Genomic DNA, 23,728 nt, shown 5'->3' on the forward strand with positions numbered 1-23,728 from the left:
CGAACCGGCCGGGGCAACACGTTTCCGCGGAACGGCTAGGCTCAAAGGCATGCGTTCCAAAGAAGACCTGACCAAGACCGGGCACTCCGCCCCCGCCGTCATCGCATTCGCGGCAACCGCGGACGCGCTGCTGATCATCACCTTCGCCGCAATCGGCCGCGACGCACACGCACGGGGTGACGTGCTAGCAGGCGCTTTGCTTACAGCATGGCCGTTCCTCGCCGGCGCGGCACTCGCCTGGCTCCTCCTGCGGCTCTGGCACGGCCCGCTGGCACTGTGGCCGGCCGGCGTTGCCGTCTGGCTCGGAACGGTGGGCGTCGGCATGGCATTGCGGGCCCTCACCGGGCAGACAGTGGTGCTGCCGTTCGTCATCGTGGCGCTTATCAGCCTCGCAGTTCTCCTCCTTGGCTACCGCCTGCTCGTCGCCGGATTTCTGCGGTGGCAGAGATCACGGAGGCAAGGCTGATGTACTAGGCTGGCAGCACAGCACGCACCCGCCGGGCACCGCCACGGCACAACAATCCGGAAGGGCTACCAGTGATCACCGCCTTCGTCCTGATCAAGACAGACGCCTCGCGAATACCCGAAACGGCCGAGGAGATTTCTGCCATCCCGGGCATCAGCGAGGTCTACTCCGTCACTGGAGAGTGGGATCTCATCGCCGTTGCCCGCGTATCACAGCACGATGAGCTTGCGGACGTCATTGCGGACAAGCTGTCCAAGGTGCCGGCCGTGGTGCACACCACCACCCATATTGCCTTCCGGGCGTATTCCCAGCACGACCTCGACGCCGCCTTTGCGCTGGGCTTCGAGGAGTAGCCGCTCACCCCGCCAGGACCTACGTGATTAAGAAGCAGTGGCCGGCACAACGGTGCCGGCCACTTCTTTGCTTCTATTTCCTACGCCTGCGTCAGGCTGACCCATTTGTCGAGGACTGCTGCGGCGGATCCTGAATCGATGGACTCGGCGGCGCGGTGCAGGGCCCGGCGCATGCGCTCGGTCAAAGTCCCCTCGGCTTCCAGGTCATAGGCCACCAGGCCGGCGGCGGCATTGAGCAGTACGGCGTCGCGCGCGGGACCGGCTGCACCGGCCAGCACCTGGCGGACGACGGCGGCATTTGCCTGGGCGTCTCCGCCGCGCAGTTCCTCAACAGTCGCCTGACGGATGCCGAGCTCCGCCGGCGAAAAAAGCTGCTCGGTGACCTCGCCGCCGCGGATTTCCCAGACAGTTGACGGACCGGTTGTGGTCAGCTCGTCCAGGCCGTCGCTTCCCCGGAAGACGAGCCCCCGGCTGCCGCGCTTGGCCAGTACCCCGGCCACCAGCGGCGCCATCCGCGCGTTGGCAACTCCAACGGCAGAGGCCTGCACCCGCGCCGGGTTCGTCAGCGGTCCGAGGAAGTTGAACGCCGTCGGGATGGCAAGTTCCCGGCGCGGAACGGCGGTGTGGCGGAACGACGGATGGAAAACTTGGGCAAAGCAGAAAGTGATTCCGGCCTCTTCAGCGTTGCGTGCCACATCCGCGATGGGCAGGTCCAGCCGGACACCAAGGGCTTCCAGCACATCAGCCGAACCCGACGACGACGATGCCGCGCGGTTGCCGTGCTTGACCACTTTCGCCCCGGCTCCGGCGCAGACAAGCGCAGCCATGGTGGAGATGTTCACAGTGTTCAGCTGGTCGCCGCCCGTGCCTACGATGTCGAGCTTCTCGCCCGAGATGGCAATGGGGTTCGCATGGGCGACCATGGCCTCCACCAGGCCGGCAATCTCATCTACCGTCTCCCCTTTGGCACGCAGTGCCACCAGGAATCCGGCGATCTGTGCAGGCGTCGCCTCACCCGACATGATGGTGTCCATGGCCCAGGCCGTGTTGTCCGCAGTCAGGTCGTTGCCGTCCATCAGTGCGGAAATGAGCCGCGGCCAGGTGTTACCTGCCGCCTGTGCCGATACCTGTGAAGTCACCTCCTGATGCTATCGAGGTGCAGGTTCCAAAAACCAATGTGAACCCCTCCGGGAACTTTTCCGCGCGATTTCGCGTCTTTGTAGAAAAAGTCCCCCGAAAAGGCGGTTTGCGTTGGGCAGGACGGAGTTTTACAGACATAATGTCTATGTGACATCTGCGACCCATGCCCCCAGTACCCCGGCGCACCCCACGCTGAACCGCCCCAATATGGTTTCTGTCGGAACCGTAGTTTGGCTGTCCAGCGAGTTGATGTTCTTCGCCGGTCTCTTCGCCATGTACTTCACACTCCGGTCAACTTCCGGACAGATGTGGGCTGAAGAGACGGCCAAGCTCAACTTCCCCTTTGCGCTTGTTAACACGATCGTCCTCGTGGCAAGTTCCTTTACCTGCCAGATGGGCGTCTTCGCCGCAGAACGGCTCCAGCCGCGACGCAGCGGCGGTCCGCTGCAGTTCACCCACTGGGGCATGAACGAGTGGTTCACCCTGACGTTCCTCATGGGCTCGTTCTTCGTGGCCGGCCAGTCGACGGAATACGCGATGCTCGTTTCGGAGCACGTGACCCTTTCGACCAACGCTTACGGTTCGGCCTTCTACATGACCACCGGCTTCCACGGCATGCACGTCATCGGCGGCCTGATCGCCTTCCTCCTCATCATTGGCCGATCCTTCGCCGCGAAGAAGTTTGGTCACTTTGAGGCGACGTCGGCGATTGTCACCTCGTACTACTGGCACTTTGTGGACGTCGTCTGGATTGGCCTCTTCCTGGTCATCTATGTCCTCAAGTAGCCAGGACATGGCTCTTCTTCCACAAGAGACAGAATTTCAAGAAGCGGCTCCTGGAGCCGACGCACGATCGAATAAAGGAACCACCACGTGAAGGCACTCTCGCAGAAGCGACGTCACCCACTGGCAGCCATTGCGCTGTTGTTGATGGGGCTCCTCCTCACTGGTGGGCTGTACGCCGTTGCCACCACCGTCAACCAGGCAAAAGCCAGCACCGCCGAGTTCAGCGCCAGTGATGCGGAGCAAGGCGGAAAGCTCTTCGCCGCCAACTGCGCCACCTGCCATGGCATGGGTGCCAGCGGATCGCAGGCCGGCCCGTCCCTGGTAGGCGTCGGCGCTGCTGCCGTTGACTTCCAGGTAGGCACCGGCCGCATGCCCATGCAGATGAATGGTCCCCAGGCCTACAAGAAGCCCGGCCAGTTCAACGAACAGCAGACCCACCAGCTCGCGGCATACGTCGCCTCACTGGGCCCCGGCCCCTCCATCCCCGAAGCCGGCGTCCTCGACGAGAAGGGTGACGCCGCCAAGGGCGGCGAGCTGTTCCGCACGAACTGTGCGATGTGCCACAACGCTGCTGCAGCAGGCGGCGCCCTGACCCGCGGCAAGTTCGCTCCGGCCCTCGCCGATGTTTCGGGCAAGCACATCTACGAAGCAATGGTCACCGGACCGCAGAACATGCCGGTCTTCAATGACGCGAACATCTCCCCGGAGGGCAAGCGGGACGTCATTACGTTCCTCAAGCAGATCGAGGCCAACGGCTCGCCCGGCGGCGCCGACCTTGGTGCCCTCGGTCCTGTATCGGAAGGCCTGTTCGTCTGGATCGCCGGCCTCGGCGTCATCATCGCCTTCACCATCTGGCTGACGTCCCGCTCGTCCTAGCACGCGCAGATCACAACAAGAATGTCCTGCTGACCGTTCAGCAGGTTTGAAATTGAACATTAACTCGGCATTGCCGAGACGAGAGAAGGATGAGGCGAATCATGGGCAACCATAGTGACGGCAGTCCGAACCACTCGGGCACCGTAGCTACGGCTGGTCAGAATGAGGTGGAGAAATTCCAGGATCCTGGAATTCCCCCGCACCGTTTGCGCCTGGCTGACACGGACCCGAAGGCCGCAAAGCGAGCAGAACGGCAGGTTGCCGTTCTCTTCGGCGCATCGGTCGTAGGCACCGTGATCTTCCTGGTGGCGTACTTCGCTATCGATCTGGGCGATGACTCCTCGATTGCTACCATCAGGCTGCAGAATGCACTGCTCGGCGTAGGTACAGCCTTTGCCATGCTCGGCATCGGCACCGGCATTGTCCACTGGGCCAAGGCCCTCATGCCGGACCACGAAGTCTCCGAGGAACGTCATGCGATCCGCACCGAAGACGACCGCCAGGCCGCGGTGCGCATTGTTGACGACATCGTGGAGGAGACGGGCATCAAGCGCCGTCCCCTGATCCGGAACACCCTGCTCGGCGCCGTTGCTCTCGCACCGCTGCCTGCGCTTGCCGTGTTCGGTGATCTTGGCCCGCGGCCCGATGACAAGCTGTCGCACACGATGTGGGCCCCGCAGGAAGGCAAGCTCAAGCGCCTCACCCGCGACCCCGACGGCACGCCCATCAAGGCGTCGGACGTCACCATCGGATCCGCCTTCCACGTCATCCCGGAAGGCCTGAATGAGCTCCACGAGGGCAAGCTGAACGAGAAGGCCAAGGCCGTCGTCCTGCTCATGCGTCTCGATCCCGCGGCCCTCAACCCTTCTGCGGGCCGCGAGAACTGGGGCTACAACGGCATCGTCGCCTACTCAAAGATCTGCACCCACGTTGGTTGCCCCGTTGCCCTCTATGAGCAGCAGACGCACCACCTGCTGTGCCCGTGCCACCAGTCAACCTTCGACCTGACCCAGGAATGCAAGGTTATCTTTGGCCCGGCCAGCCGTCCTCTCCCCCAGCTGCCCATCGCGGTTGATGACGAGGGCTACCTGGTCGCTACGAGCGACTTCAACGAACCTGTAGGACCAAGTTACTGGGAGCGTGATGAGCATGAGCGCAGCATCAAGAGCTGAAGCCCCCGCCTACGTAGCCACCACCAAGACCGGGCGGTTTACTGATTTTGTCGACGAACGCGTCGGCGGCTCGGGGATTCTCCGTGAGTTTGGCCGCAAGGTCTTCCCGGACCACTGGTCGTTCATGTTCGGCGAAGTGGCGCTGTACTCCTTCGTCATCCTGCTCTTGTCCGGAACGTTCCTGACATTCTTCTTTGACCCCTCCATGGCGGAGACCCATTACGCCGGTTCTTACACTCCGCTGAAGAACGTCGAAATGTCTGTCGCCTACAGTTCGTCGCTGGATATCTCGTTCGACGTCCGCGGCGGCCTCTTCATGCGCCAGGTCCACCACTGGGCGGCGCTGCTGTTCGTGGCCTCCGTGGCCGTGCACATGCTCCGCGTGTTTTTCACGGGTGCCTTCCGCAAGCCCCGTGAAATGAACTGGGTGGTGGGCGGCGTCCTGCTGATCCTGGCCATGGCTGCAGGCTTCACCGGTTACTCGCTTCCCGATGACCTGCTGTCCGGTAACGGCCTGCGGATCATCGACGGCGTCATCAAGTCCATCCCGGTTATCGGCACGTACACCTCCTTCTTCCTTTTCGGCGGCGAGTTCCCCGGAACTGCCATCATCAGCCGCCTGTACACGCTCCACATCCTGCTGGTGCCTGCGCTCATCCTCTTGATGATCGTCCTCCACCTGTTCATGGTGGTTGTGCACAAGCACACCCAGTACCCCGGCCCGGGACGCAACGACCACAACGTTGTCGGCTACCCCCTCGGCCCGGTTTACGCGGCGAAGGCCGGCGGTTTCTTCTTCATCGTCTTCGGTGTGATTGCGCTCATGGCCGGGTTCTTCACCATCAACCCGATCTGGAACTACGGACCCTACGATCCCTCACCCGTGTCCGCAGGCACCCAGCCTGACTGGTACATCGGCTTCGTTGACGGTGCCCTGCGTCTCATGCCTGGTGTCATCGGAAACTTCCATTTCGAGTACATCATCTTCGGCCACGTGCTGACCTTGAACGTCCTGTTGCCTGCGCTTGTTCCGGCAGGCATCATCTTCACCGTGCTGTTCACCTACCCGTGGATCGAGCGCTGGATCACCAAGGACAACCGGGAGCACCACGTGCTGGACCGTCCCCGGAACGCTCCCACGCGCACCGCGATCGGTGTAGCGGGCTTCACCTGGTACTGCGTCATGTGGGCTGCCGCCGGATCGGACCTCATCGCCACGCACTTCCACGTCGCGCTGAACGACGTCACGTACTGGCTGCGGGCGCTGTTCTTCGTCGGCCCGTTCATCGCATTCGCAGTGACGAAGCGTGTCGCCTTGGCGCTGCAGCGCAAGGACCGGGAAATCGCCCTGCACGGGCGTGAAACCGGACGTATTGTGCGCCTGCCGCACGGTGAGTTCATCGAAGTCCACGCTCCTCTCGACGAGTACAAGCGGTTCAAGCTGGTCGGCTTCGAGTCTCTGGCACCGCTCCCCGCGCAGCCTAACGAGCACGGCGTCGTTGACCGCAAGGAAAAGCGCCGCGCGAAGCTTTCGCAGTGGTTCTTCGAGGACCGGGTTGTCCCGGCCACACCGGCTGAGCTGGAAGCCGGCCATGGCCACCACGAGGCCGTCGAAGCAGGCGAGAGCCAGAAGACACTCAGCCACTAGGAGCAATCCCTGCGGTTGGCAGTGAAAGGCCCGGTCCCTTGGGACCGGGCCTTTCTGCATCTGGTGCGGTCCCTTGGGACCGGGCCTTTCTGCATCTGGTGCGGTCGGCGGCAGGGTTGGCGGTGCTGCGTCCGTCCCCTTCCGGCGGGCCTTGCCGGGCGGCCCTGCAAGGGCGGCGTGACTATTGCTGGCGGTACCCAGACGCGTAGTTGCGCGTGGGCCTTACTCCGGGACGCTGCAGCGGCACCCAGAGCTTGTATCTGTCGGCGCGGTAAAAGGACACGGAATAGTCCACCATGGCACGGGCAACGAACGCGTGCCGCTGGATTTTCAGCAGCGGTGACCCGATTTCGACGTTCAGCAGCCGTGCGGTGGACGGCGAGGCGGCGGTGGCCTCGATCATGTCCTCGCCCCACTCCATTACCAGCCCGAACTGTTCGCTCAGAACGTTGTACAGCGAGGTGGGTGGTTCGCCGTCCAGGAGACCGGGCACGCGGTGGGCCGGGATGAAGTTCTCGTCCACGCTCATCGGCTCGTTATCGGCCAGCAGAAGCCGCCGGAAGCGCACCAGGGGCGTGCCTTCCTCCAGCTGGAGTTCGCGCGCGAGGAAGGCACTGGCGGCAATCTGCTCAAAGCTGAGCACCTTGGCGGCCGGCACCATGCCGCGGCGCTGCATTTCCTCGCTGTACGAGGTGAGCTTGACCTGGAGGTCGAGTTTAGGTTTGCGCACGAAGGTACCCAGTCCCACGACGCGCTCAATGACTTCCTCGCCCACAAGCGCATCAATGGCCTGCCGGACGGTCATCCGGGCAAGCCCGAAACGTTCGGCCAGGTCGCGCTCCGACGGGAGGCCGGAGCCTGGCGGGCAGGACGTGGCAATGTACGTCCTGAGGATCTCCCTCAGCTGGACGTAGATAGGGACGCCGCTTTTTCTGTCGATCTCACCGGCGATGCCGGAGGCATTAGCGGCCATGACCGCCGCTCCTAGGATGCATGTTCACATCTCAAGGTTAAGCCCATCCGCCGTCAGGTCTAGACCAGCCACCACCAGCGCTGCCCGGAGCCCTGCCGTACGGATATTCTTAAGGACGAACGTAGAAGACGACGGCGTCATCCGTCCGAATAGAGGAGTCCTGTTGCCAGTTCGTAAGGCAATCGTTTCAGCAGCCATTGGCCTGCATGCCCGCCCTGCCGCGGTATTTGTCCGGGCCGTGACGGAGACCGGTTTGCCGGTGACCATCCGGAAAGACGGCATTGCCGCCGTGGATGCCCGCTCGCTGCTGGAGGTCATGACAGCTGACTTTGACTGTGGCTGCGAAGTGGAACTGGGAGTGACTGAATCCGCGCTGCCAGCAGGCCGCAGCCTCATCGACGCCGAAGACGCCCTCACAGGACTTGCCAGGCTGATTGAGTCGCAGCAGGCCGCTGAGCTCTTGTAGGGCCAAAATGAAAACGAACGACGGCGGGCCCCACCGAGTGGTGGGGCCCGCCGTCGTTAATGGGCTTCTTTACAGCCCGTTACAGAACCTAGTGCGCGTGGTCGCCGCGGCTGTACTCGTAGACCCAGCCGACAAGGGCCACGAGGGCCATGCCGGCCGCGATGAAGACCATCCAGAATCCTACGGCCAGGCCCAGGAAGCCCGTTGCACAGGACAGGCCGAGCACGAGCGGCCACCAGCTCCAGGGGCTGAAGTGCCCCTGCTCGCCGGCGCCCTCGTGGATCTCGGCATCGCTGCGGTCCTCGGGGCGCATGCCAACACGCTTGCCCGTGAATCCTAGGTAGGCGCCGATCATGCCGGCAAGGCCACCCACAAGGAGAATGCCCAGGATGCCTACCCACTCAGACCAGTTGGTGAGGAAACCGTAAATCAGGGACACCGGTACGAAGAAGAAGACTCCGGCTCCAAAAATCCAAGATTCGATCTTCACTGCGCGGTGTCCTTCTGGTCGGCGTTACCGAGCACAGCTGCTGCCGGTGCCGGTGACTCAATGGTGTGTGACTGGGAGAGCTCAGGGTGGTGCAGGTCCAGTGCCGGACGCTCCGAGCGGATGCGCGGCAGGGACGTGAAGTTGTGCCGCGGCGGCGGGCAGGACGTGGCCCACTCCAGTGATGCGCCGAAGCCCCACGGGTCATCGACCATGACTTTTTCGTTGCTGCGGGCGGTGATGTAGACGTTCCAGAAGAACGGGATCAGCGACGCACCGAGCACGAACGAGGAAATGGTGGAGAACTGGTTCATCCAGGTGAAGTTGTCCTGCGGCATGTAGTCCGCGTAGCGCCGGGGCATGCCTTCGACGCCGAGCCAGTGCTGGATCAGGAACGTGCCGTGGAAGCCGAGGAACAGCATCCAGAAGTGGATCTTGCCGAGCCGTTCGTTGAGCATCTTCCCTGTCCACTTCGGCCACCAGAAGTAGAAGCCGGCGAACATCGCGAACACCACGGTGCCGAACACCACGTAGTGGAAGTGCGCCACCACAAAGTAGGAGTCCGAGACGTGGAAGTCCAGCGGCGGCGAGGCCAGGATGATGCCGGTGAGGCCGCCGAAGAGGAACGTGATGAGGAAGCCGATGCTCCACAGCATGGGGGTCTCAAAGGTGATCGATCCGCGCCACATGGTGCCGATCCAGTTGAAGAACTTCACGCCGGTGGGTACCGCGATGAGCATGGTCATGAAGGAGAAGAACGGCAGCAGCACGGAGCCGGTGACGTACATGTGGTGCGCCCACACGGTCACGGAGAGAGCAGCGATGGCGATCGTGGCGTAGACCAAGCCTTTGTAGCCGAAGATCGGTTTGCGGCTGAATACCGGGAAGATCTCGGAGACGATGCCAAAGAACGGCAGCGCGATGATGTACACCTCGGGGTGGCCGAAGAACCAGAACAGGTGCTGCCACAGAACGGCCCCGCCGTTGTCCGGATCGAAGATGTGCGCACCGAACCGGCGGTCGGCGCCGAGGGCGAACAGTGCTGCGGCCAGCGGCGGGAACGCCATCAGAACCAGGATCGCTGTGACCAGCGTGTTCCAGGTGAAGATCGGCATGCGCCACATGGTCATGCCCGGGGCGCGCATGCAGATGATGGTGGTGATGAAGTTGACCGCGCCAAGGATGGTGCCGAAACCGGACAGCGCCAGGCCGAACACCCAGAGGTCCCCGCCGATGCCGGGGCTGAACGTGGTGTTGGACAGCGGTGCGTACGCGAACCAGCCGAAGGACGCCGCGCCCTGCGGGGTGATGAAGCCGGAGACGGCGATGGTGGAGCCGAACAGGAAGAACCAGAAGGCCAGCGCGTTCAGTCGCGGGAACGCGACGTCCGGGGCGCCGATCTGCAGCGGCATGATGACGTTCGCGAACCCGGCAAACAGCGGGGTGGCGAACATCAGCAGCATGACGGTGCCGTGCATCGTGAACAGCTGGTTGTACTGCTCCTTTGTCTGCAGGATCTGCATGCCCGGCTCAAACAGCTCGGCACGGATCAGCAGCGCCATCACGCCGCCGAAGCAGAAGAACACGAAGGACGCGATCAGGTACATGTACCCGATGGTCTTGTGGTCAGTGGAGGTGATCCAGTTGACGACGATTCGTCCCTTGGATTTCGGAACTACGGGAGCCTCGAGGGTCCCGACAGGTGCGGATTGGGTATAAGTAGCCACGTCGCTCCCCTTACTTCGATTCGATCAGGCCGGGGTTGCGGTCGTACTCTTCGCCGAGCAGTCCCGTGTTGCCGTCCTGGCGCAGCTGGTTCATGTGCGCCTGGAATTCGGACTCGGAGACCACCTTTACGCGGAACAGCATTTCGGAGTGGTATTCGCCGCAGAGCTCGGCGCACTTGCCGTCATACGTGCCCTCTTTGGTGGGCGTAAAGCGGATGAAGTTGGTCTTGCCCGGGATCATGTCCCGCTTCTGCAGGAAGGCAGGTACCCAGAAGGAGTGGATAACGTCGCGTGAGTTCAGTTCAAGGTCCACCGACTTGCCGACAGGCAGGTAGAGGGTGGGGAGCTTTTCCTTGTCGACGGCCTCGCCGGTCAGGTGTGCCTGGACACCGGCTTCGTGAAGGTCCTCGGTGACGACGTCGCCCTTTTTGTAGTTGAAGTCCCAGGCCCACTGCTTGCCGCGGACGTCCACTACCACGTCGGCCGGTTTGGAGCGGTCGTCGATGGCCTGCTGGTCGCGGTCGGTGAAGTAGAAGAACACCAGGACCATGAACAGCGGGATGGTGAGGTAGAAGACCTCGAGGGGCAGGTTGAAGCTGGTCTGCCGGGGGAATCCGACAGTGCCCTTGCGGCGGCGGTAGGCCACGATGCACCAGACAATCAGGCCCCAGGTGATAATGCCCACCACGAGTGCGGCAATCCATGAGTTGACCCAGAGGTCCATGATGCGGTCAGTGTTACTGGTGGTGCCACGCTCAGTGGGCAGCCACCCCTTCTCTACCTCTGACGAACATCCAGTCAAAACCAACGCGCCGGCAATTGCCAAGCCAGAGATCGAAGTGATCGTTTTGCGTCGGCTGCCGGTTCGGTTCTGCGAACTCACAGACGGCCCTTCCTACTTGTTGCTGTTGCCAGGGCGGCCTATGGCATCCCGGGCACACTAAAGGTTTTACTACTCGGTGTAGAGCTTACCGCTCCCCGCGCGTTTTCGCCCACATGTCCGCGCAGTGTGGCGGCGCCGGTTATCACCGGCGCCGCCACAGCGTTTTGGACGGGCAAGCGGGCCCGCTAGTGGAATGAATCGCCGCAGGCGCACGATCCGCCTGCGTTGGGGTTATCGATGGTGAAACCCTGCTTGGAGATGGTGTCTTCAAAGTCGATGCTGGCGCCGCTGAGGTACGGCACGCTCATCTTGTCGACAACGACCTCGACGCCGTCGTAGTCGCGCACGGCGTCGCCCTCGAGGAGGCGCTCGTCGAAGTAGAGCTGGTAAATCAGTCCGGAGCAGCCGCCCGGCTGCACGGCAACGCGAAGGCGGAGGTCGGTACGGCCTTCCTGCTCAAGGAGGCTGCGGACCTTGCCTGCGGCAACGTCCGTCAGCTGAACCTCGTGGCTCGCCAGTTCGGCACTGGCCGTGCCGGTGGATTCGGTGCTGTTTTCATTGGTCGTAGTGCTCATTGGCCTACCTTCTAACGACGGTCCTGGCGGCCCCGCATGCACGGTGCCTGCCCCTACGGAAACGGTATGGGCTATAGCTACATGCTACGTCGATCAGACGCGTAGCTCTAACTGCAGGCGTAACCGTGGCCATCCCCGACTTGTTCCCGCAATGGCCGCGCCAGGCAACCGTCAGGACCCGTGAGGTCAGCCGAGACCCTCGCTGTTGAGGCGTGCCAACAGCAGCGCCTCGGCCACGACTGCATTCCGGAAGTCTTCAATATGGAGTGACTCGTTGGCCGAGTGGGCCCGGGAATCTGGGTCTTCCACTCCCGTCACCAGGATCTGGGCCTCCGGGTAGAGGTCCGTCAGGTCAGAAATGAACGGAATGGAACCGCCGATGCCCATTTCCACTGCCGGTACGCCCCACGACTCCCCCAGCGCCCACATGGCGAATGCCGCAGCAGCCGAACTCCGGTCCGTGAGGTAGGCGTTGCCGCTCTCCCCGGGCGTGAAGAGCACCTTGGCACCGAACGGCGCGTGGGTCTCGACGTGGCGGCGGACTGCCTCCATGGCGTCTGCCGGCACTTGGCCGGGGGCCAGCCGGAGGCTGAACTTCGCACGTGCCCTGGGCAGCAGTGTGTTCGAAGCTACGTCAACGGCAGGCGCATCGAAGCCGATGATGGAAAGTGCCGGCTTGGTCCACATCCGCGATGCGATGCTCCCGCTGCCTGCCAGCTTCACGCCGTCGAGCACAGAGGCGTCCGCCCTGAATTCCGCCTCGGTCAGGTCCACGGTGGCTTCGTCGCGGCCCACAAGACCCTCAATGGCCACGCTCCCCTCGGCATCGTGGAGGGTCGCAATGAGGCGGGACAGCAGTGTGGGCGCATCCAGCACGGGTCCGCCGTACATCCCGGAGTGCACTGCATGCTCCAGGACCTGTACGTCGATGGTTCCGTCGATCAGTCCGCGGAGGCTGGTGGTGAGCGCCGGAACCCCCACCCTCCAGTTGCTGGAGTCGGCCACCACTATGACGTCGGCCCGGAGCAGCTCGCGGTGTGTTTCCAGGAACGTCCGGAAGGTCGGTGAGCCCGCTTCTTCCTCGCCTTCGAAGAAAAGCGTCACACCAAGCCCGAATTCTTCGCCGAGCACCTGGGTCACGGCTCCGTAGGCTGCGATGTGGGCCATGATGCCCGCTTTATCGTCAGCGGCCCCGCGACCGTACAGACGGCCGTCGCGTTCGACGGCGGTGAACGGCTCTGACTCCCACAGCGCAGGATCGCCGGGCGGCTGGACGTCGTGGTGGGCATAGAGCAGGATGGTCGGCTTGCCGTCCGCCGCTTCGCGGCGTGCAACCACGGCCGGCCCCCCGGGGGTTCCATCCTCCTTGTCGCAACGAAGTATCCGGACGTCACCCAGGCCGGCGCCCCGCACGAGGGCGGCAACGGCCTCGGCACTGCGGTCAAGGTGCGCGGGATCGAAACTCGGCCAGGCAATACCGGGAATACTGACCAGGTCTTTCAGCTGGGACATGGTGGTCCCAAACGCTGCGCTGACGGCGTTCCGAAGGGCGTCCGTGTCGACGCCGGCCACCGAACCGACAGATTGTTGCGGGGTCGCCGCTGATGGTGAAGTCATGGCCAAAACACTACCTGTGTCACAGACCACAACAAATAACGCCCCGACCCCACGCCGCCCGCGTCACCTGCGGCTCTGCCTGTCCGGCCGCATGACGGGCAGTCCGGCCCTGCAAGGTATTCTGTTTCCGTGTTCGGACGTAAAAAGGAAGCGCCAGCGGCGCAGGATGTAGTAGACCAACAAGCCGCCGAGGCAGCTTCCCGGCAGGCCGAGGCTGCCGGGAAGGGTGTGCCCACGCCCAAGCGCAAGGCCCAGGAGGCAGCCCGCAAGCGGCCGCTGGTGCCCGAGGACCGCAAGGCCTCGAAGGCGGCAGAGCGTGCCGCCATCCAGGACCAGCGTCTGAAGATGCGCCAAGCGCTCGATACCGGCGACGAGAAGTTCCTCCCGATCCGTGACAAAGGGCCGCAGAAACGGTTTGCCCGCGACTACGTGGACGCGCGGTTCAGCCTCGGCGAGTACCTCATGTTCGGCGCACTGGTCTTCGTGATCATCTCCCTGCTGGTGCCGTCCACGAGTGAACAGATGATTTACGTCCTGGGCGGGTTCTGGGTCATGTTCCTGGCCGTCTTCGTGGACGTGTTCATCCTGTCCCGCAAACTGCGTAAGCGGCTCACCGAGAAGTTCGGAGACGTGGAACGCGGCACTGTCTGGTACGGGTCAATGCGCTCCCTGCAGTTCCGGAAGCTGCGCCTCCCCAAGCCCCAGGTCCGGCGCGGCCAGTACCCGTCGTGAACCCCTCCGATTTCTCCGGGCCCTGTTCCCGGCCGTGATTCAGAATGAAGCAGCCCCCGGCGGTATTACCGCCGGGGGCTGCTGCATTCCCGTGACAGCGTTGCTGTTGGTCCCTATCGGACGCCCCGGACGGGGCAGTGTCAGGCCCCGCGCCGGCTTTTTGCCAACTGCCTGTTAATGCGCGCTGCCCAGAAGGGCCCCTCGTAAAGGAAGGCCGTGTACCCCTGGACCAGGGTGGCACCGGCGTCCAGCCTGTCCTGGACATCCCGGGGCGTCTCCACGCCGCCCACGGATACCAGCGTGAGCCGGCCGTCGGTGGCGGCTTTGAGCCGGCGCAATACCTCCAGTGAACGGGCCTTCAGCGGAGCACCCGAGAGGCCGCCCGCGCCGCACGCTTCAATCCTTTCCGGCTCCGCCGTGAGGCCTGTGCGTCCGATGGTCGTATTAGTGGCGATAATGCCGTCCAGGCCCAAATCCAGCGCAAGCCGCGCGACGTCGTCCACATCCTCATCGCTGAGATCCGGGGCGATCTTGACCAGCAGCGGCACGTGGCGTCCGGCCGCCTTGTCGGACTCCTCCCCCACCGCTGCCAGGAGCGGCCGGAGCGTTTCCACGTTCTGCAGGAGCCGCAGGCCCGGCGTATTCGGGGAACTGACGTTCACCACCAGGTAGTCCGCTGCCGGAGCAAGGCTGCGCGCGCTGATCAGGTAGTCCTCCGCGGCGTCCTCAAGTTCCACCACCTTGCTCTTTCCGATGTTCACCCCTATGAGCGGGCGCACCTTGGGATGCCGCCGCTGGAGGGCAGCCCGGGCAGACTTGAGGCGGGGTGCCACCGCCGCGGCGCCGTCGTTGTTGAACCCCATCCGGTTGATGACTGCCCGGTCATCGATAAGCCTAAAAAGCCTCGGCTTTTCGTTGCCAGGCTGGGCGCGGCCGGTGATGGTCCCCACCTCGACGTGGCCGAAACCGAGTTCGGTCAGGGCCTCGATACCGTGGCCCTCCTTGTCAAAGCCGGCGGCCAGCCCGAACGGCGACGGGAACGTCAGCCCAAAAGCGCTCGTCTGCAGGGATGCGGGCGGGGCCGTAAAGCGTGCCAGCAGGCGCCCGGCGCCGGTGGTATGGGCCAGGCGGATGCCCTTGAATCCGATTTTGTGGGCGCGTTCGGCGTCCATCCATGAAAAGGCCAGCCTGAAGAAAGTCGGATATACGCGCATGCCTCTAGTTTTCCGTCTTCGGCGGTGGAGACCAAACCAGCCCCGACACAAGGCTGCGCGCCACGGCGGAGGCGCCTTCTGCCGCCGCGGCTGCGGCCGCGGGGCCTGACCGGAAAGTCTAGGCTGGTGCCATGGAGTGGCAGAGCGATATCCTGGGCAGCGGCTTCGAGTCCTGTGCCTTTGATGCCACCGGCAGTGACGGCGTCACGCGCACCGCAACGCTCGTCCGCTATGCCCCGCAGAAGGACGGCACCGCAGATGTTGGGCCGGCAGCCAAACACCGCGCGGTGCTTTTCCTCCATGGCTGGAGTGATTATTTTTTCAACGCGGAGCTGGCACGTTTCTGGGATGGCCAGGGCTTTGAGTTCTTTGCCTTGGATATGCACAACCACGGCCGCAGCCTGCAGCCCGCTACGCACGGCGGGTACGTTGCCGATCTGGGGAACTATGACGCGGAAATCGACACCGCACTCAGCATGATTTCGGACGTGCGGCCCACGGCGCCCATGTCGCTTGTCCTGATGGGACATTCCACCGGCGGCCTTGTCGCAGCCCTGTGGGTGAGCCGCAACCCGGGCAGGGTTTCGCAGCTTGTCCTGAACAGTCCCTGGCTGGAAATGCACGGCAGCTCGCTGGTCCGCAGGGCCGCCCGGACCATGGTCGAACCCCTCGCCCGGCTGCGGCCGGAAGCTGTGCTCCGGCTGCCCGAGCGTGGCTTCTACTGGCGGAGCATCAGCAGCTCGGCCGAGGGCGAATGGACCCTGGACGACAAGTACCGGCCCCCCATGGCCTTCCCGGTCCGGGCCGGCTGGCTGAGCGCCGTCCTTGCCGGCCACACACAGGTTGCCCGCGGCCTCCGCATCGAGGTTCCCATTCTGGTCGTGATTTCCGGTGCCAGCGCCAACGGTCCGTTCTGGACCGAGGCAATGCGCAGGACCGACGCCGTGCTGGACGTCAACGTCATCGCCGTCCGTGCCCTCTCGCTGGGCCGGAGCGTGACCGTGGAACGCATCGACGGCGCCCTGCACGACGTCTTCCTGTCCCGTACCGAGGTGCGCACGGACGCGTACCGGCGGTTGGCCACGTGGATTCGCGGCTACGCGGCGGAGGACGAAACCTTCGACGGCCGGCTGCCGTGACCGAAGGGGAACGGGTAAACAGGACAGCTCCTCCCCCGTGCCGCTGAAGTCCTACCCCGGCTGGTTGGCGGCGGCCACCGGATTCTTCGCGGCATCCACCGCGCCGCCGTAGCGGCGGTCCCGCTGTGCATAGATTCCCACAGCATCCCAGAGGGTGCGGCGGTCCACGTCCGGCCAGAGCGTGTCCAGGAAAACGAACTCCGCGTACGCAGACTGCCAAAGCATGAAGTTGGACAGCCGCTGCTCGCCGGAACTGCGCAGGAAAAGGTCGACGTCGGGCAGGTCCGGTTCGTCGAGGTACTTCTGGATGGTTTTCTCCGTGATGGCACCCGGCTTAAGCCGGCCGGCGGCGACTTCCTCGGCAATGGCAGAGACTGCGTCCGCTATCTCCGCGCGGCCGCCGTAATTAACACACATGGTTAACGTGCACGTGCTATTTCCGGCGGTGTACGCCTCGGCCTCCTCGAGTTCACGGATGACGGACCCCCACAGCTTGGGCCGCCGGCCGGACCAGCGCACCCGCACGCCCCATTCGTCCAGCTGGTTCCGCTGCCTCCGCAGCACGTCCTTGTTAAATCCCATCAGGAACCGCACTTCCTCCGGGGACCGCCGCCAGTTCTCCGTCGAGAATGCATAGACCGTGACGTACTTGATGCCGAGCTCGATGGCCCCGGCCACGACATCCAGCAGGGCGGGCTCCCCTGCCTTGTGGCCTTCAATGCGGGGCAGCCCCCGCTGGTTGGCCCACCGCCCGTTCCCGTCCATCACGATCGCCACATGCTGCGGCACGAACTCGGCCGGGATCGCCGGAGCAACTGCTCCCGAAAGATGGGGGTAGGGGCGAACCACCGGGGCGGTCCGGCGACGGGCAGGAGTGGTCTTCTTTCCCAAGGACACTGTTAGGTACGCTCCACAAGTTTGAGGGATTTCAGGACACGTTCAAGGTGCCATTGCAGATAACTGGCCACGAGGCCCGCGGCTTCCCGCCGGTGCAGCGGTACCGAGGAATCCGCCGTCGTCCAGTCTCCGGTGAGCAGTGCGCCCAGCAGCGTGACCGTCTCGGCGGCCGGGGCCGGTGAACCCGGCGGCCGGCAGTCGCTGCAGACCATGCCGCCGAGCGGAGCCGAGAACGCGGTGTGGGGCCCGGCCGCACCGCAGCGCGCGCAGTTGGTGAAGCTGGGAGCCCAGCCTCCAGTGGCGAGGGCGCGCAAGAGGTAGGAGTCCAGTATCAGTTCCGGTGTGTGGTCCCCGCGGCTGAGTGACGCCAGGGCGCCGACGAGCAGGTTGTACTGGGCGGTTCCGGCTTCGCCGTCAACGTCTGTCAGCTTTTCGGCGGTCTCCGTCATGGCCGCAGCCACCGTGTACCTGCCGTAGTCGGCTGCGATGTTCCCGCCGTAGGCGCCCTTGGCAACAGCCTGGGTGACAATGTCCAGGGTCTTGCCGGACACGAGCTGTAAGTCCGCCACCATGAACGGCTCCAGGCGGGCGCCAAAGCGGCTGCTGGTGCGCCGGACGCCTTTGGCGACGGCCCTCACCTGCCCGTGATGCTTCGTCAGCAGCGTGATGATGCGGTCCGCCTCGCCGAGCTTGTGGGTGCGCAGCACCACGGCATCATCGCGGTAGGCACGCGCTGCAAATGACTGTTGGACCACGCTTAATCTTCGCACTGTCTGCCGGAAAACCCTGCTTTCCGGGTTGCAGGTGCGCCGCCGGAGGAAAGCGGCGGCGCACCTGTCAGGACTCTCAGGCCTGGGCGTCCCGAACGGCGCGGTTCACGGCCGAGATGACTGCCTTCAGCGAGGACATGCTCGTGTTCGGATCGATGCCGATGCCCCAGAGAACACGCTCGCCGACCGCGCATTCCACGTAGGCGGCGGCGCGGGCGTTTCCGCCTTCCGACAGGGCGTGCTCGCTGTAATCCAGCACCCGGACATCCACGCCGTCCTGGCCGAGGATGTCCAGGAGCGCGGCGATGGGGCCGTTGCCGGTTCCTGTGCGCCGGACCTGGGCGCCGTCCACGGTGAGCGTGGTGTGCAGCGTCATGGAGCCCTCTTCATCGGTCTCAGTCTTGACCGATCCGAGGGAATACCGGCCCCACTGGCGGTCGGCCGAGTCGGATGGCAGGTACTCGTCCTGGAAGAGCTGCCACAGCTGGGCGCCGCTGACTTCGCCGCCCACCGTGTCCGTGCGGCGCTGGATGACGCCGGAGAATTCAATCTGGGCACGGCGCGGCAGGTCGAGACTGTGCTCGTTCTTCAGCAGGTAGGCGACGCCGCCCTTGCCGGACTGCGAGTTGACGCGGATGACGGCCTCGTAGCTTCGGCCCAGGTCCTTCGGGTCGACCGGCAGGTACGGGACCTGCCAGGTGAAATCGCTGACGTCCATGCCTGCTGCGGCTGCGTCCTTTTCCAGGGCTTCGAACCCCTTCTTGATGGCATCCTGGTGGGAACCGGAGAACGCGGTGAAGACGAGGTCTCCGCCGTAGGGCGCCCGCTCCGCCACCGGCAGCTGGTTGCAGTACTCCACGGTGCGCCGGACGTCATCGATGTTGGAGAAATCGATCATCGGGTCGATGCCCTGCACGAACATGTTCAGCCCCAGGGTGACCAGATCAACGTTGCCGGTCCGCTCGCCATTGCCGAACAGGCACCCTTCGATCCTGTCGGCGCCGGCCAGGTAGCCGAGCTCTGCCGCAGCGACGCCTGTGCCGCGGTCGTTGTGCGGGTGCAGGGAGAGAATGATTCCCTCACGCGGGTGCAGGTTCCGGCTCATCCACTCGATGGAATCGGCGTAAACGTTCGGCGTGGCCATCTCCACCGTTGCGGGCAGGTTGATGATGACCTGGCGGTCGGCGGATGCCTCGAAGATGTCCGCGACCGCGTTGCAGACCCTGATGGCGTATTCGAGTTCGGTCCCGGTGAACGATTCCGGCGAGTACTCGTACGTGATGTGCGTGTCCGCCAGCGTTTCCTCGTACTTCTTGCACAAGCGTGCGCCCTGGAGCGCGATGTCCAGGATGCCGTCCTCGTCCTGGTTGAAAACGACACGGCGCTGCAGGACCGACGTCGAGTTGTACAGGTGCACGATGGCCTGCTTCGCGCCGACCAGGGATTCGTAGGTCCGCTCGATCAGGTGCTCGCGGGCCTGGGTCAGCACCTGGATGGTGACGTCATCCGGGATGTGGTTGCCTTCGATGAGCTGCCGGACGAAGTCGAAGTCGGTCTGCGAGGCGGACGGGAAGCCGACCTCGATTTCCTTGTAGCCCATGCGGACCAGCAGTTCGAACATCTTCATCTTGCGGGCCGGGCTCATGGGGTCGATCAACGCCTGGTTGCCGTCGCGCAGATCCACGGCACACCAGCGGGGGGCCTTGGTGATGACCTTGTCCGGCCAGGTGCGGTCCGGCAGTTCGACGGTGATCTGGTCCTGGAACGGTACGTAGCGGTGGACCGGCATTCCTGAGGGCTTCTGTGCGTTTCGCATTACTATCGGGGCCTTTTCTGTGGTTCCTGTTTGAAAGGGTGGCCGGGCAACACAAACTCCGCGACGAGGGTGGGCCTTGCGCTAGATCGCGTCTGAGGCCTCGCCGCGGCAGCTAAGAAGAAGCAGTTCTGCGCGCACCATTTCACAGTAACACGGGTGCGTAAGATGAAGGAGCAACACCTCCAGCAACGTCCACCATGCAGACGCTGCACCGGTGCCAGCGCCGGCCGCAGCCCGTCATCGAAGGAGCTCCTGTGCCACATTCGGGGATCGCCCTGTCCAATATTGACCACAGCGTAAGGCCGCAGGACGACCTGTACCAGCATGTGAACGGGGCATGGCTTAAGAGCACGACGATCCCGGACGACCGTCCCCTGGAAGGAACCTTTACCGCGCTCCGCGACGGGGCAGAGCTGGCCGTCAAGGAAATCATCGAGGAGGCCGCAGGCAAGGGGGCTTCCGCCAGCGGCATCGAGCGAAAGATCGGCGACCTCTACAACAGCTTCATGGATGAGGCCGCCATCGAGGCCAAGGGCATGGACCCGATACGGAACCGGCTGGCCGAAGTGTTCGCCACGTCCACTGTTGGCGAACTGATTGCCCTGGCCGGCCGCCTGTTCCGTGCCGATGTATCCGGCCTGTTCTACATTTACCCGGCCCCGGATGCGGGCAACCCCGAACGCGTTCTGCTGTACACCGGCCAGGGCGGGTTGGGTCTCCCCGACGAGTCCTACTACCGTGAAGAGAAGTTCGCGCCGACAGTCCAGGCCTATCGCGAGTACGTGGGCACGATGTTCGGCATGGCCGGCATCGCCGATCCGGCGGGCGCAGCGGCCCGTGTGGTGGCCCTGGAGACCGCCCTTGCCTCGCACCACTGGGACAACGTCACACTCCGCGACCCGCAAAAGACGTACAACCTGAAGTCCGCTGACCAGGCCAATGAGCTGTTCCCCCTGCTGGACACCTGGTTCGACGCGGCGGACATCGTCCCCGAAAAGCGCCAGGAGCTCGTGGTCAGCACACCGGACTTTTTCGCCGGCGCAGCCGCCCTGCTGGTCTCGGAGTCCCTGCCCATCTGGCAGGAATGGCTGGCGCTTCGGGTCATCAACTCTGCAGCCCCCTACCTGTCCGCCGCCTTCGTGGATGCCAATTTCGCGTTCTACGGGACCAAAATCAGCGGCACACCCCGGAACAAGGACCGCTGGAAGCGGGGAGTCGCCGTCGTGGAGGCGGGACTCGGAGAAGCCGTAGGCCAGATTTATGTTGCCCGGCACTTCCCCGAGAGCCACAAGGCGCGGATGCAGAGCCTCGTCGCCAACCTGATCGAGTCTTACCGCCAGAGCATCACGGATCTGGCGTGGATGGGCGAGGACACCAAAGCCGAGGCACTGCGCAAGCTTGGCGCCTTCCGCGCCAAGATCGGCTACCCCGAGGAGTGGATCGATTACTCGGCTGTCGTGATCGATCCTGCGGACCTGCTCGGCAACGTTGAACGTGCTCACAACGCCGATGTCGACCGCCACCTGGACGAGGTGGGCAAGCCCGTGGACCTGAACAAGTGGCTCATGACCCCGCAGACGGTCAACGCGTATTACCACCCGATGCTGAATGAGATCGTCTTCCCGGCGGCGATCCTCCAGCCGCCGTTCTTCACCGCGGACGCTGACGACGCCGTCAACTACGGGGGCATCGGAGCCGTGATCGGGCATGAGATCGGCCACGGCTTCGACGACCAGGGGTCCCAGTTCGACGGCACCGGGGAACTCCGCAACTGGTGGACCGAGGACGACCGCAAGGCCTTCGAGGCCCTGACCGGCAGGCTCGTGGCCCAATACGATGCGCTGTCTCCTTCTGCGGCGCCGGGGCATACCGTCAACGGAAAGCTGACCCTCGGCGAGAACATCGGCGACCTTGGTGGCCTGACCATCGCCCACAAGGCGTACCGCCTCAGCCTCGACGGCCAGGAACCGCCGGTGCTGGACGGGCTGACGGGCGAGCAGCGCTTTTTTGCCTCCTGGGCTGCCGGCTGGCGGCAGGTGATCCGCCCGGAGGAAGCCATCCGGCGGCTGGCCACGGACCCCCACTCCCCCAACGAGTTCCGCACGAACGCCATTGCCAAAAACCTGGATTCCTTCCATGCCGCCTTCAGCGTCTCCGAAGAGGATGGAATGTGGATGTCCCCGGAGGAACGCGTCAACATCTGGTGAATTCGCAAAAAAGTGCCGGGCCAACCGTTGGTTGGCCCGGCACTTTTAGTTGGGGGCGGTTACGCTCCGCCTCCGCCCAGCGGCGCTACTGAACGATCAGCTCGGGGTTGGCCGTCTGGCAGGTTGCCTCTTTGGCTGTCTGGTTGACGATGTCCTTGGGAACCGTTGTCTTGCCGAACTTGGTGCCCGAGGCGAAGTCCGCACCGAGGTAGATCTGCACTCCGGCGATCCCCGGCGACGGCGCCACCTGGCTGGCAGGGATTCCGAAAAGTGCCGCGACGTCCGCTGCCACGTCGGCAAAGTCGGCCCCGTAGTAGACCATGGTCTTCGCCGTGGGCTCTGCCTCCAACTGGCCCACTTGGGTGAATCCGCCGGCGGCAAGGGCCTCCACGATCTCCTGCGTCCGTGCAGGCACCGCCGACCCGTTGGCCACGGTCACCGGCTGCAGTGTTTTGTCATACGGCGCCGCGGGCTTGGTCGGCTTGGGCGTGGCGGAGGGCGTAGCACTGGTGCTCGGTTTCGGCGTGGCCGACGGCGAGGGGCTCTGCTTCCCCTCGGGATCCGTCAGGTCGACGTCCTTCCGCAGGGCCGCGAACAGCTGGGACGCGGCGGGCTGCGCCGCCTCCAGCCGGTTGGGGTCGTTCGTGGCGGGGACGGTCGGCACAGCGACAAACGCCACCTTGCTGACATCGATGCTCTTGAGCCGGTTGCCGATGGTGATCATCGCAGGAACCGACGAAAGGCCGTTGTCGACGGTGAGGTTCTTGGTCACGACGTCGGCGATGGTCAGCATTTTGACCGGGTCCGACAGGGTGCCGTCGTCCTTGATCTTCCGGGTGAGGGAGGACAGGAAGCCTTGCTGGGCCTTGATGCGGCCAAGGTCGCCGCCGTCGCCGAAGGCGTGACGGGTGCGGAGGTATGCAAGGGCCTGCTCGCCCTTCACCTGGGACTTGCCCTTGGGAAGCCGCAGGCGGGAGTCGGGATCGAAGACGGCGTCGCTGATGCAGACTTCCACTCCGCCCACGGCGTTGGACAGCTCCTTGACGGCGTTGAAGTCGGCCATCATGAAGTGGTCCACCTCCATCCCGGTCAGCTTGTTGACGGTGTCCACGGCGCAGCCGATGCCCGCCTCTTTCATTGCCTCATTGATCATGATGCCGGTGCGGGCCGGGTACTGCTTGCCGGTCTTCTGGTCCGTGCACTTGGGGATGTCGACGAGCAGGTCGCGCGGAAAGCTGATGACGTTGACCCGTTTGTTGTCCTCCGAGATGTCCATGAGCATCATGACGTCGGAATTGCCGTAGCCCGTGGAATCCTCGGTGCTGCCGTAATTCGAATTCTTGCCGTCGCGGGTGTCGGAACCCAGAATCAGGATCTGCAGCCTGCCGGTGGCGTCGTCCGTAGTGTCGGTGCGGCTGTTGCCGGCCCCAAGGGCGGACGACGAAATGTTGGACTGCAGCCTGATGTACCAGTATCCGGCGAACGCCAGGCCGCCGATCAGAATGACGGAGACGACGGCGGTAGTCACCTTCAGCCACAGGGGCATGTGGCGCATACTCAAATGCCGGGCAGCGCCCAGGCGGGCGTCTTCGGCATGCCGGGCAGCTGGCTCGGGCCGGGCAGGTTTGCCTGGCCCCTGTGCGCGGTTGTCGCGGCGTAGCACCACAGGGTGTACCTTCCTCTAAAAACGGGATCCGGCCTATTTTAGTCGCCAAGGCTGGGAAAACGCCGGAAGCGTGCCGTGGGACCGGCGCCGGAGCGCCTGGCAGGGACCGGGCGGGGCC

22 protein-coding genes are annotated in these 23,728 nt (G+C 64.2%); 10 read left to right on the plus strand and 12 right to left on the minus strand.

Annotated elements, in window-relative coordinates; translation table 11 throughout:
* Nucleotides 1-49: 49 nt before the first annotated feature.
* Nucleotides 50-466, plus strand: coding sequence for a DUF3054 domain-containing protein (locus tag LQ144_RS14600; protein WP_230119424.1), 417 nt, complete (start codon nucleotides 50-52; stop codon nucleotides 464-466).
* A 71-nt stretch (nucleotides 467-537) separates the two neighbouring features.
* The gene (locus LQ144_RS14605) at nucleotides 538-819 is read left to right on the plus strand and encodes an Lrp/AsnC ligand binding domain-containing protein (protein WP_230119425.1); all 282 of its coding nucleotides are present in this window, start codon (nucleotides 538-540) and stop codon (nucleotides 817-819) included.
* Between the two features lie 80 nt (nucleotides 820-899).
* On the opposite strand, the gene trpD is transcribed toward LQ144_RS14605, so the two are convergent.
* Nucleotides 900-1,958: an anthranilate phosphoribosyltransferase gene (gene trpD, locus LQ144_RS14610; protein ID WP_230119426.1), complete on the minus strand. Its 1,059-nt coding sequence runs from the start codon at nucleotides 1,956-1,958 to the stop codon at nucleotides 900-902.
* A gap of 148 nt (nucleotides 1,959-2,106) precedes the next feature.
* Between trpD and LQ144_RS14615 the strand changes: the two genes are divergently transcribed.
* The 4 genes from LQ144_RS14615 to LQ144_RS14630 all read left to right on the plus strand — a co-directional run bounded on the left by LQ144_RS14615 (nucleotide 2,107) and on the right by LQ144_RS14630 (nucleotide 6,441).
* A complete protein-coding gene (locus tag LQ144_RS14615) occupies nucleotides 2,107-2,745 on the plus strand; it encodes a heme-copper oxidase subunit III (protein ID WP_230119427.1) in 639 nt (212 codons plus the stop codon).
* Between the two features lie 87 nt (nucleotides 2,746-2,832).
* The gene (locus LQ144_RS14620; RefSeq protein WP_230119428.1) at nucleotides 2,833-3,621 is read left to right on the plus strand and encodes a cytochrome c; all 789 of its coding nucleotides are present in this window, start codon (nucleotides 2,833-2,835) and stop codon (nucleotides 3,619-3,621) included.
* Nucleotides 3,622-3,722: 101 nt separating this feature from the next.
* A complete protein-coding gene (locus LQ144_RS14625) occupies nucleotides 3,723-4,793 on the plus strand; it encodes a Rieske 2Fe-2S domain-containing protein (RefSeq protein ID WP_230119429.1) in 1,071 nt (356 codons plus the stop codon).
* Nucleotides 4,771-6,441 carry a ubiquinol-cytochrome c reductase cytochrome b subunit gene (locus tag LQ144_RS14630; protein WP_230119430.1) on the plus strand — a complete coding sequence of 557 codons (1,671 nt, stop codon included), beginning with the start codon at nucleotides 4,771-4,773 and terminating at the stop codon, nucleotides 6,439-6,441. The genes LQ144_RS14625 and LQ144_RS14630 overlap by 23 nt, the downstream gene beginning before the upstream one ends.
* A 181-nt stretch (nucleotides 6,442-6,622) precedes the next feature.
* Here LQ144_RS14630 and LQ144_RS14635 read toward each other — a convergent pair whose 3' ends face one another.
* Entirely contained in the window at nucleotides 6,623-7,414 is a 792-nt protein-coding gene (locus tag LQ144_RS14635) for a GntR family transcriptional regulator (RefSeq protein WP_230119431.1), read from the minus strand.
* Between the two features lie 163 nt (nucleotides 7,415-7,577).
* On the opposite strand from LQ144_RS14635, the gene LQ144_RS14640 reads away from it, so the two are divergent.
* Nucleotides 7,578-7,880 carry an HPr family phosphocarrier protein gene (locus LQ144_RS14640; RefSeq protein ID WP_230119432.1) on the plus strand — a complete coding sequence of 101 codons (303 nt, stop codon included), beginning with the start codon at nucleotides 7,578-7,580 and terminating at the stop codon, nucleotides 7,878-7,880.
* A gap of 88 nt (nucleotides 7,881-7,968) precedes the next feature.
* On the opposite strand, the gene LQ144_RS14645 is transcribed toward LQ144_RS14640, so the two are convergent.
* The 5 genes from LQ144_RS14645 to LQ144_RS14665 form a co-directional block, all read right to left on the minus strand.
* Nucleotides 7,969-8,370 (minus strand): cytochrome c oxidase subunit 4, encoded by a 402-nt coding sequence (locus LQ144_RS14645; RefSeq protein WP_230119433.1) that lies wholly within the window; start codon nucleotides 8,368-8,370, stop codon nucleotides 7,969-7,971.
* A complete protein-coding gene (ctaD, locus tag LQ144_RS14650) occupies nucleotides 8,367-10,094 on the minus strand; it encodes a cytochrome c oxidase subunit I (RefSeq protein WP_230119434.1) in 1,728 nt (575 codons plus the stop codon). The genes LQ144_RS14645 and ctaD overlap by 4 nt, the downstream gene beginning before the upstream one ends.
* Before the next feature lie 10 nt (nucleotides 10,095-10,104).
* A complete protein-coding gene (coxB, locus tag LQ144_RS14655; protein WP_230119435.1) occupies nucleotides 10,105-10,977 on the minus strand; it encodes a cytochrome c oxidase subunit II in 873 nt (290 codons plus the stop codon).
* A 185-nt stretch (nucleotides 10,978-11,162) separates the two neighbouring features.
* Entirely contained in the window at nucleotides 11,163-11,552 is a 390-nt protein-coding gene (locus LQ144_RS14660; protein WP_230119436.1) for an iron-sulfur cluster assembly accessory protein, read from the minus strand.
* A gap of 186 nt (nucleotides 11,553-11,738) precedes the next feature.
* Nucleotides 11,739-13,169, minus strand: a complete 1,431-nt coding sequence (locus LQ144_RS14665; protein WP_230119437.1) for a dipeptidase — start codon at nucleotides 13,167-13,169, stop codon at nucleotides 11,739-11,741.
* 129 nt (nucleotides 13,170-13,298) lie between these two features.
* Between LQ144_RS14665 and LQ144_RS14670 the strand changes: the two genes are divergently transcribed.
* Nucleotides 13,299-13,901 (plus strand): DUF3043 domain-containing protein, encoded by a 603-nt coding sequence (locus tag LQ144_RS14670; protein ID WP_230119438.1) that lies wholly within the window; start codon nucleotides 13,299-13,301, stop codon nucleotides 13,899-13,901.
* 140 nt (nucleotides 13,902-14,041) lie between these two features.
* Here the strand turns inward: LQ144_RS14670 and LQ144_RS14675 are convergent, their stop codons facing one another.
* On the minus strand, nucleotides 14,042-15,115 hold the full coding sequence (locus tag LQ144_RS14675; RefSeq protein WP_230119439.1) for a quinone-dependent dihydroorotate dehydrogenase: 1,074 nt from the start codon (nucleotides 15,113-15,115) through the stop codon (nucleotides 14,042-14,044).
* A 131-nt stretch (nucleotides 15,116-15,246) separates the two neighbouring features.
* Between LQ144_RS14675 and LQ144_RS14680 the strand changes: the two genes are divergently transcribed.
* Nucleotides 15,247-16,254, plus strand: coding sequence for an alpha/beta hydrolase (locus LQ144_RS14680; RefSeq protein WP_230119440.1), 1,008 nt, complete (start codon nucleotides 15,247-15,249; stop codon nucleotides 16,252-16,254).
* A 51-nt stretch (nucleotides 16,255-16,305) separates the two neighbouring features.
* Here LQ144_RS14680 and LQ144_RS14685 read toward each other — a convergent pair whose 3' ends face one another.
* The 3 genes from LQ144_RS14685 to leuA form a co-directional block, all read right to left on the minus strand.
* Nucleotides 16,306-17,151: an isoprenyl transferase gene (locus tag LQ144_RS14685; RefSeq protein ID WP_230119441.1), complete on the minus strand. Its 846-nt coding sequence runs from the start codon at nucleotides 17,149-17,151 to the stop codon at nucleotides 16,306-16,308.
* 2 nt (nucleotides 17,152-17,153) lie between these two features.
* Entirely contained in the window at nucleotides 17,154-17,906 is a 753-nt protein-coding gene (recO, locus tag LQ144_RS14690) for a DNA repair protein RecO (RefSeq protein WP_230119442.1), read from the minus strand.
* Between the two features lie 91 nt (nucleotides 17,907-17,997).
* Nucleotides 17,998-19,737 (minus strand): 2-isopropylmalate synthase, encoded by a 1,740-nt coding sequence (gene leuA, locus LQ144_RS14695; RefSeq protein WP_230119443.1) that lies wholly within the window; start codon nucleotides 19,735-19,737, stop codon nucleotides 17,998-18,000.
* A gap of 254 nt (nucleotides 19,738-19,991) precedes the next feature.
* Between leuA and LQ144_RS14700 the strand changes: the two genes are divergently transcribed.
* A complete protein-coding gene (locus LQ144_RS14700; RefSeq protein ID WP_290369775.1) occupies nucleotides 19,992-21,944 on the plus strand; it encodes a M13-type metalloendopeptidase in 1,953 nt (650 codons plus the stop codon).
* 85 nt (nucleotides 21,945-22,029) lie between these two features.
* On the opposite strand, the gene LQ144_RS14705 is transcribed toward LQ144_RS14700, so the two are convergent.
* Complete coding sequence (locus LQ144_RS14705; protein WP_230119445.1) at nucleotides 22,030-23,490, minus strand: LCP family protein; 1,461 nt, start codon at nucleotides 23,488-23,490, stop codon at nucleotides 22,030-22,032.
* Nucleotides 23,491-23,728: the final 238 nt, after the last annotated feature.

This window comes from Arthrobacter sp. Bi83 (genome assembly GCF_918698095.1).
In the GTDB taxonomy this organism is placed as follows: Bacteria; Actinomycetota; Actinomycetes; order Actinomycetales; family Micrococcaceae; genus Arthrobacter.

Bases quoted from the DNA above. Each gene is read 5' to 3' on its own strand.
- leuA (WP_230119443.1), bottom strand. From the start codon at position 19,737: ATGCGAAACGCACAGAAGCCCTCAGGAATGCCGGTCCACCGCTACGTA.
- LQ144_RS14705 (WP_230119445.1), bottom strand. From the start codon at position 23,490: ATGCCCCTGTGGCTGAAGGTGACTACCGCCGTCGTCTCCGTCATTCTG.
- LQ144_RS14635 (WP_230119431.1), bottom strand. From the start codon at position 7,414: ATGGCCGCTAATGCCTCCGGCATCGCCGGTGAGATCGACAGAAAAAGC.
- LQ144_RS14630 (WP_230119430.1), top strand. From the start codon at position 4,771: ATGAGCGCAGCATCAAGAGCTGAAGCCCCCGCCTACGTAGCCACCACC.
- LQ144_RS14660 (WP_230119436.1), bottom strand. From the start codon at position 11,552: ATGAGCACTACGACCAATGAAAACAGCACCGAATCCACCGGCACGGCC.
- LQ144_RS14600 (WP_230119424.1), top strand. From the start codon at position 50: ATGCGTTCCAAAGAAGACCTGACCAAGACCGGGCACTCCGCCCCCGCC.
- LQ144_RS14665 (WP_230119437.1), bottom strand. From the start codon at position 13,169: ATGACTTCACCATCAGCGGCGACCCCGCAACAATCTGTCGGTTCGGTG.
- LQ144_RS14675 (WP_230119439.1), bottom strand. From the start codon at position 15,115: ATGCGCGTATATCCGACTTTCTTCAGGCTGGCCTTTTCATGGATGGAC.
- LQ144_RS14625 (WP_230119429.1), top strand. From the start codon at position 3,723: ATGGGCAACCATAGTGACGGCAGTCCGAACCACTCGGGCACCGTAGCT.
- LQ144_RS14680 (WP_230119440.1), top strand. From the start codon at position 15,247: ATGGAGTGGCAGAGCGATATCCTGGGCAGCGGCTTCGAGTCCTGTGCC.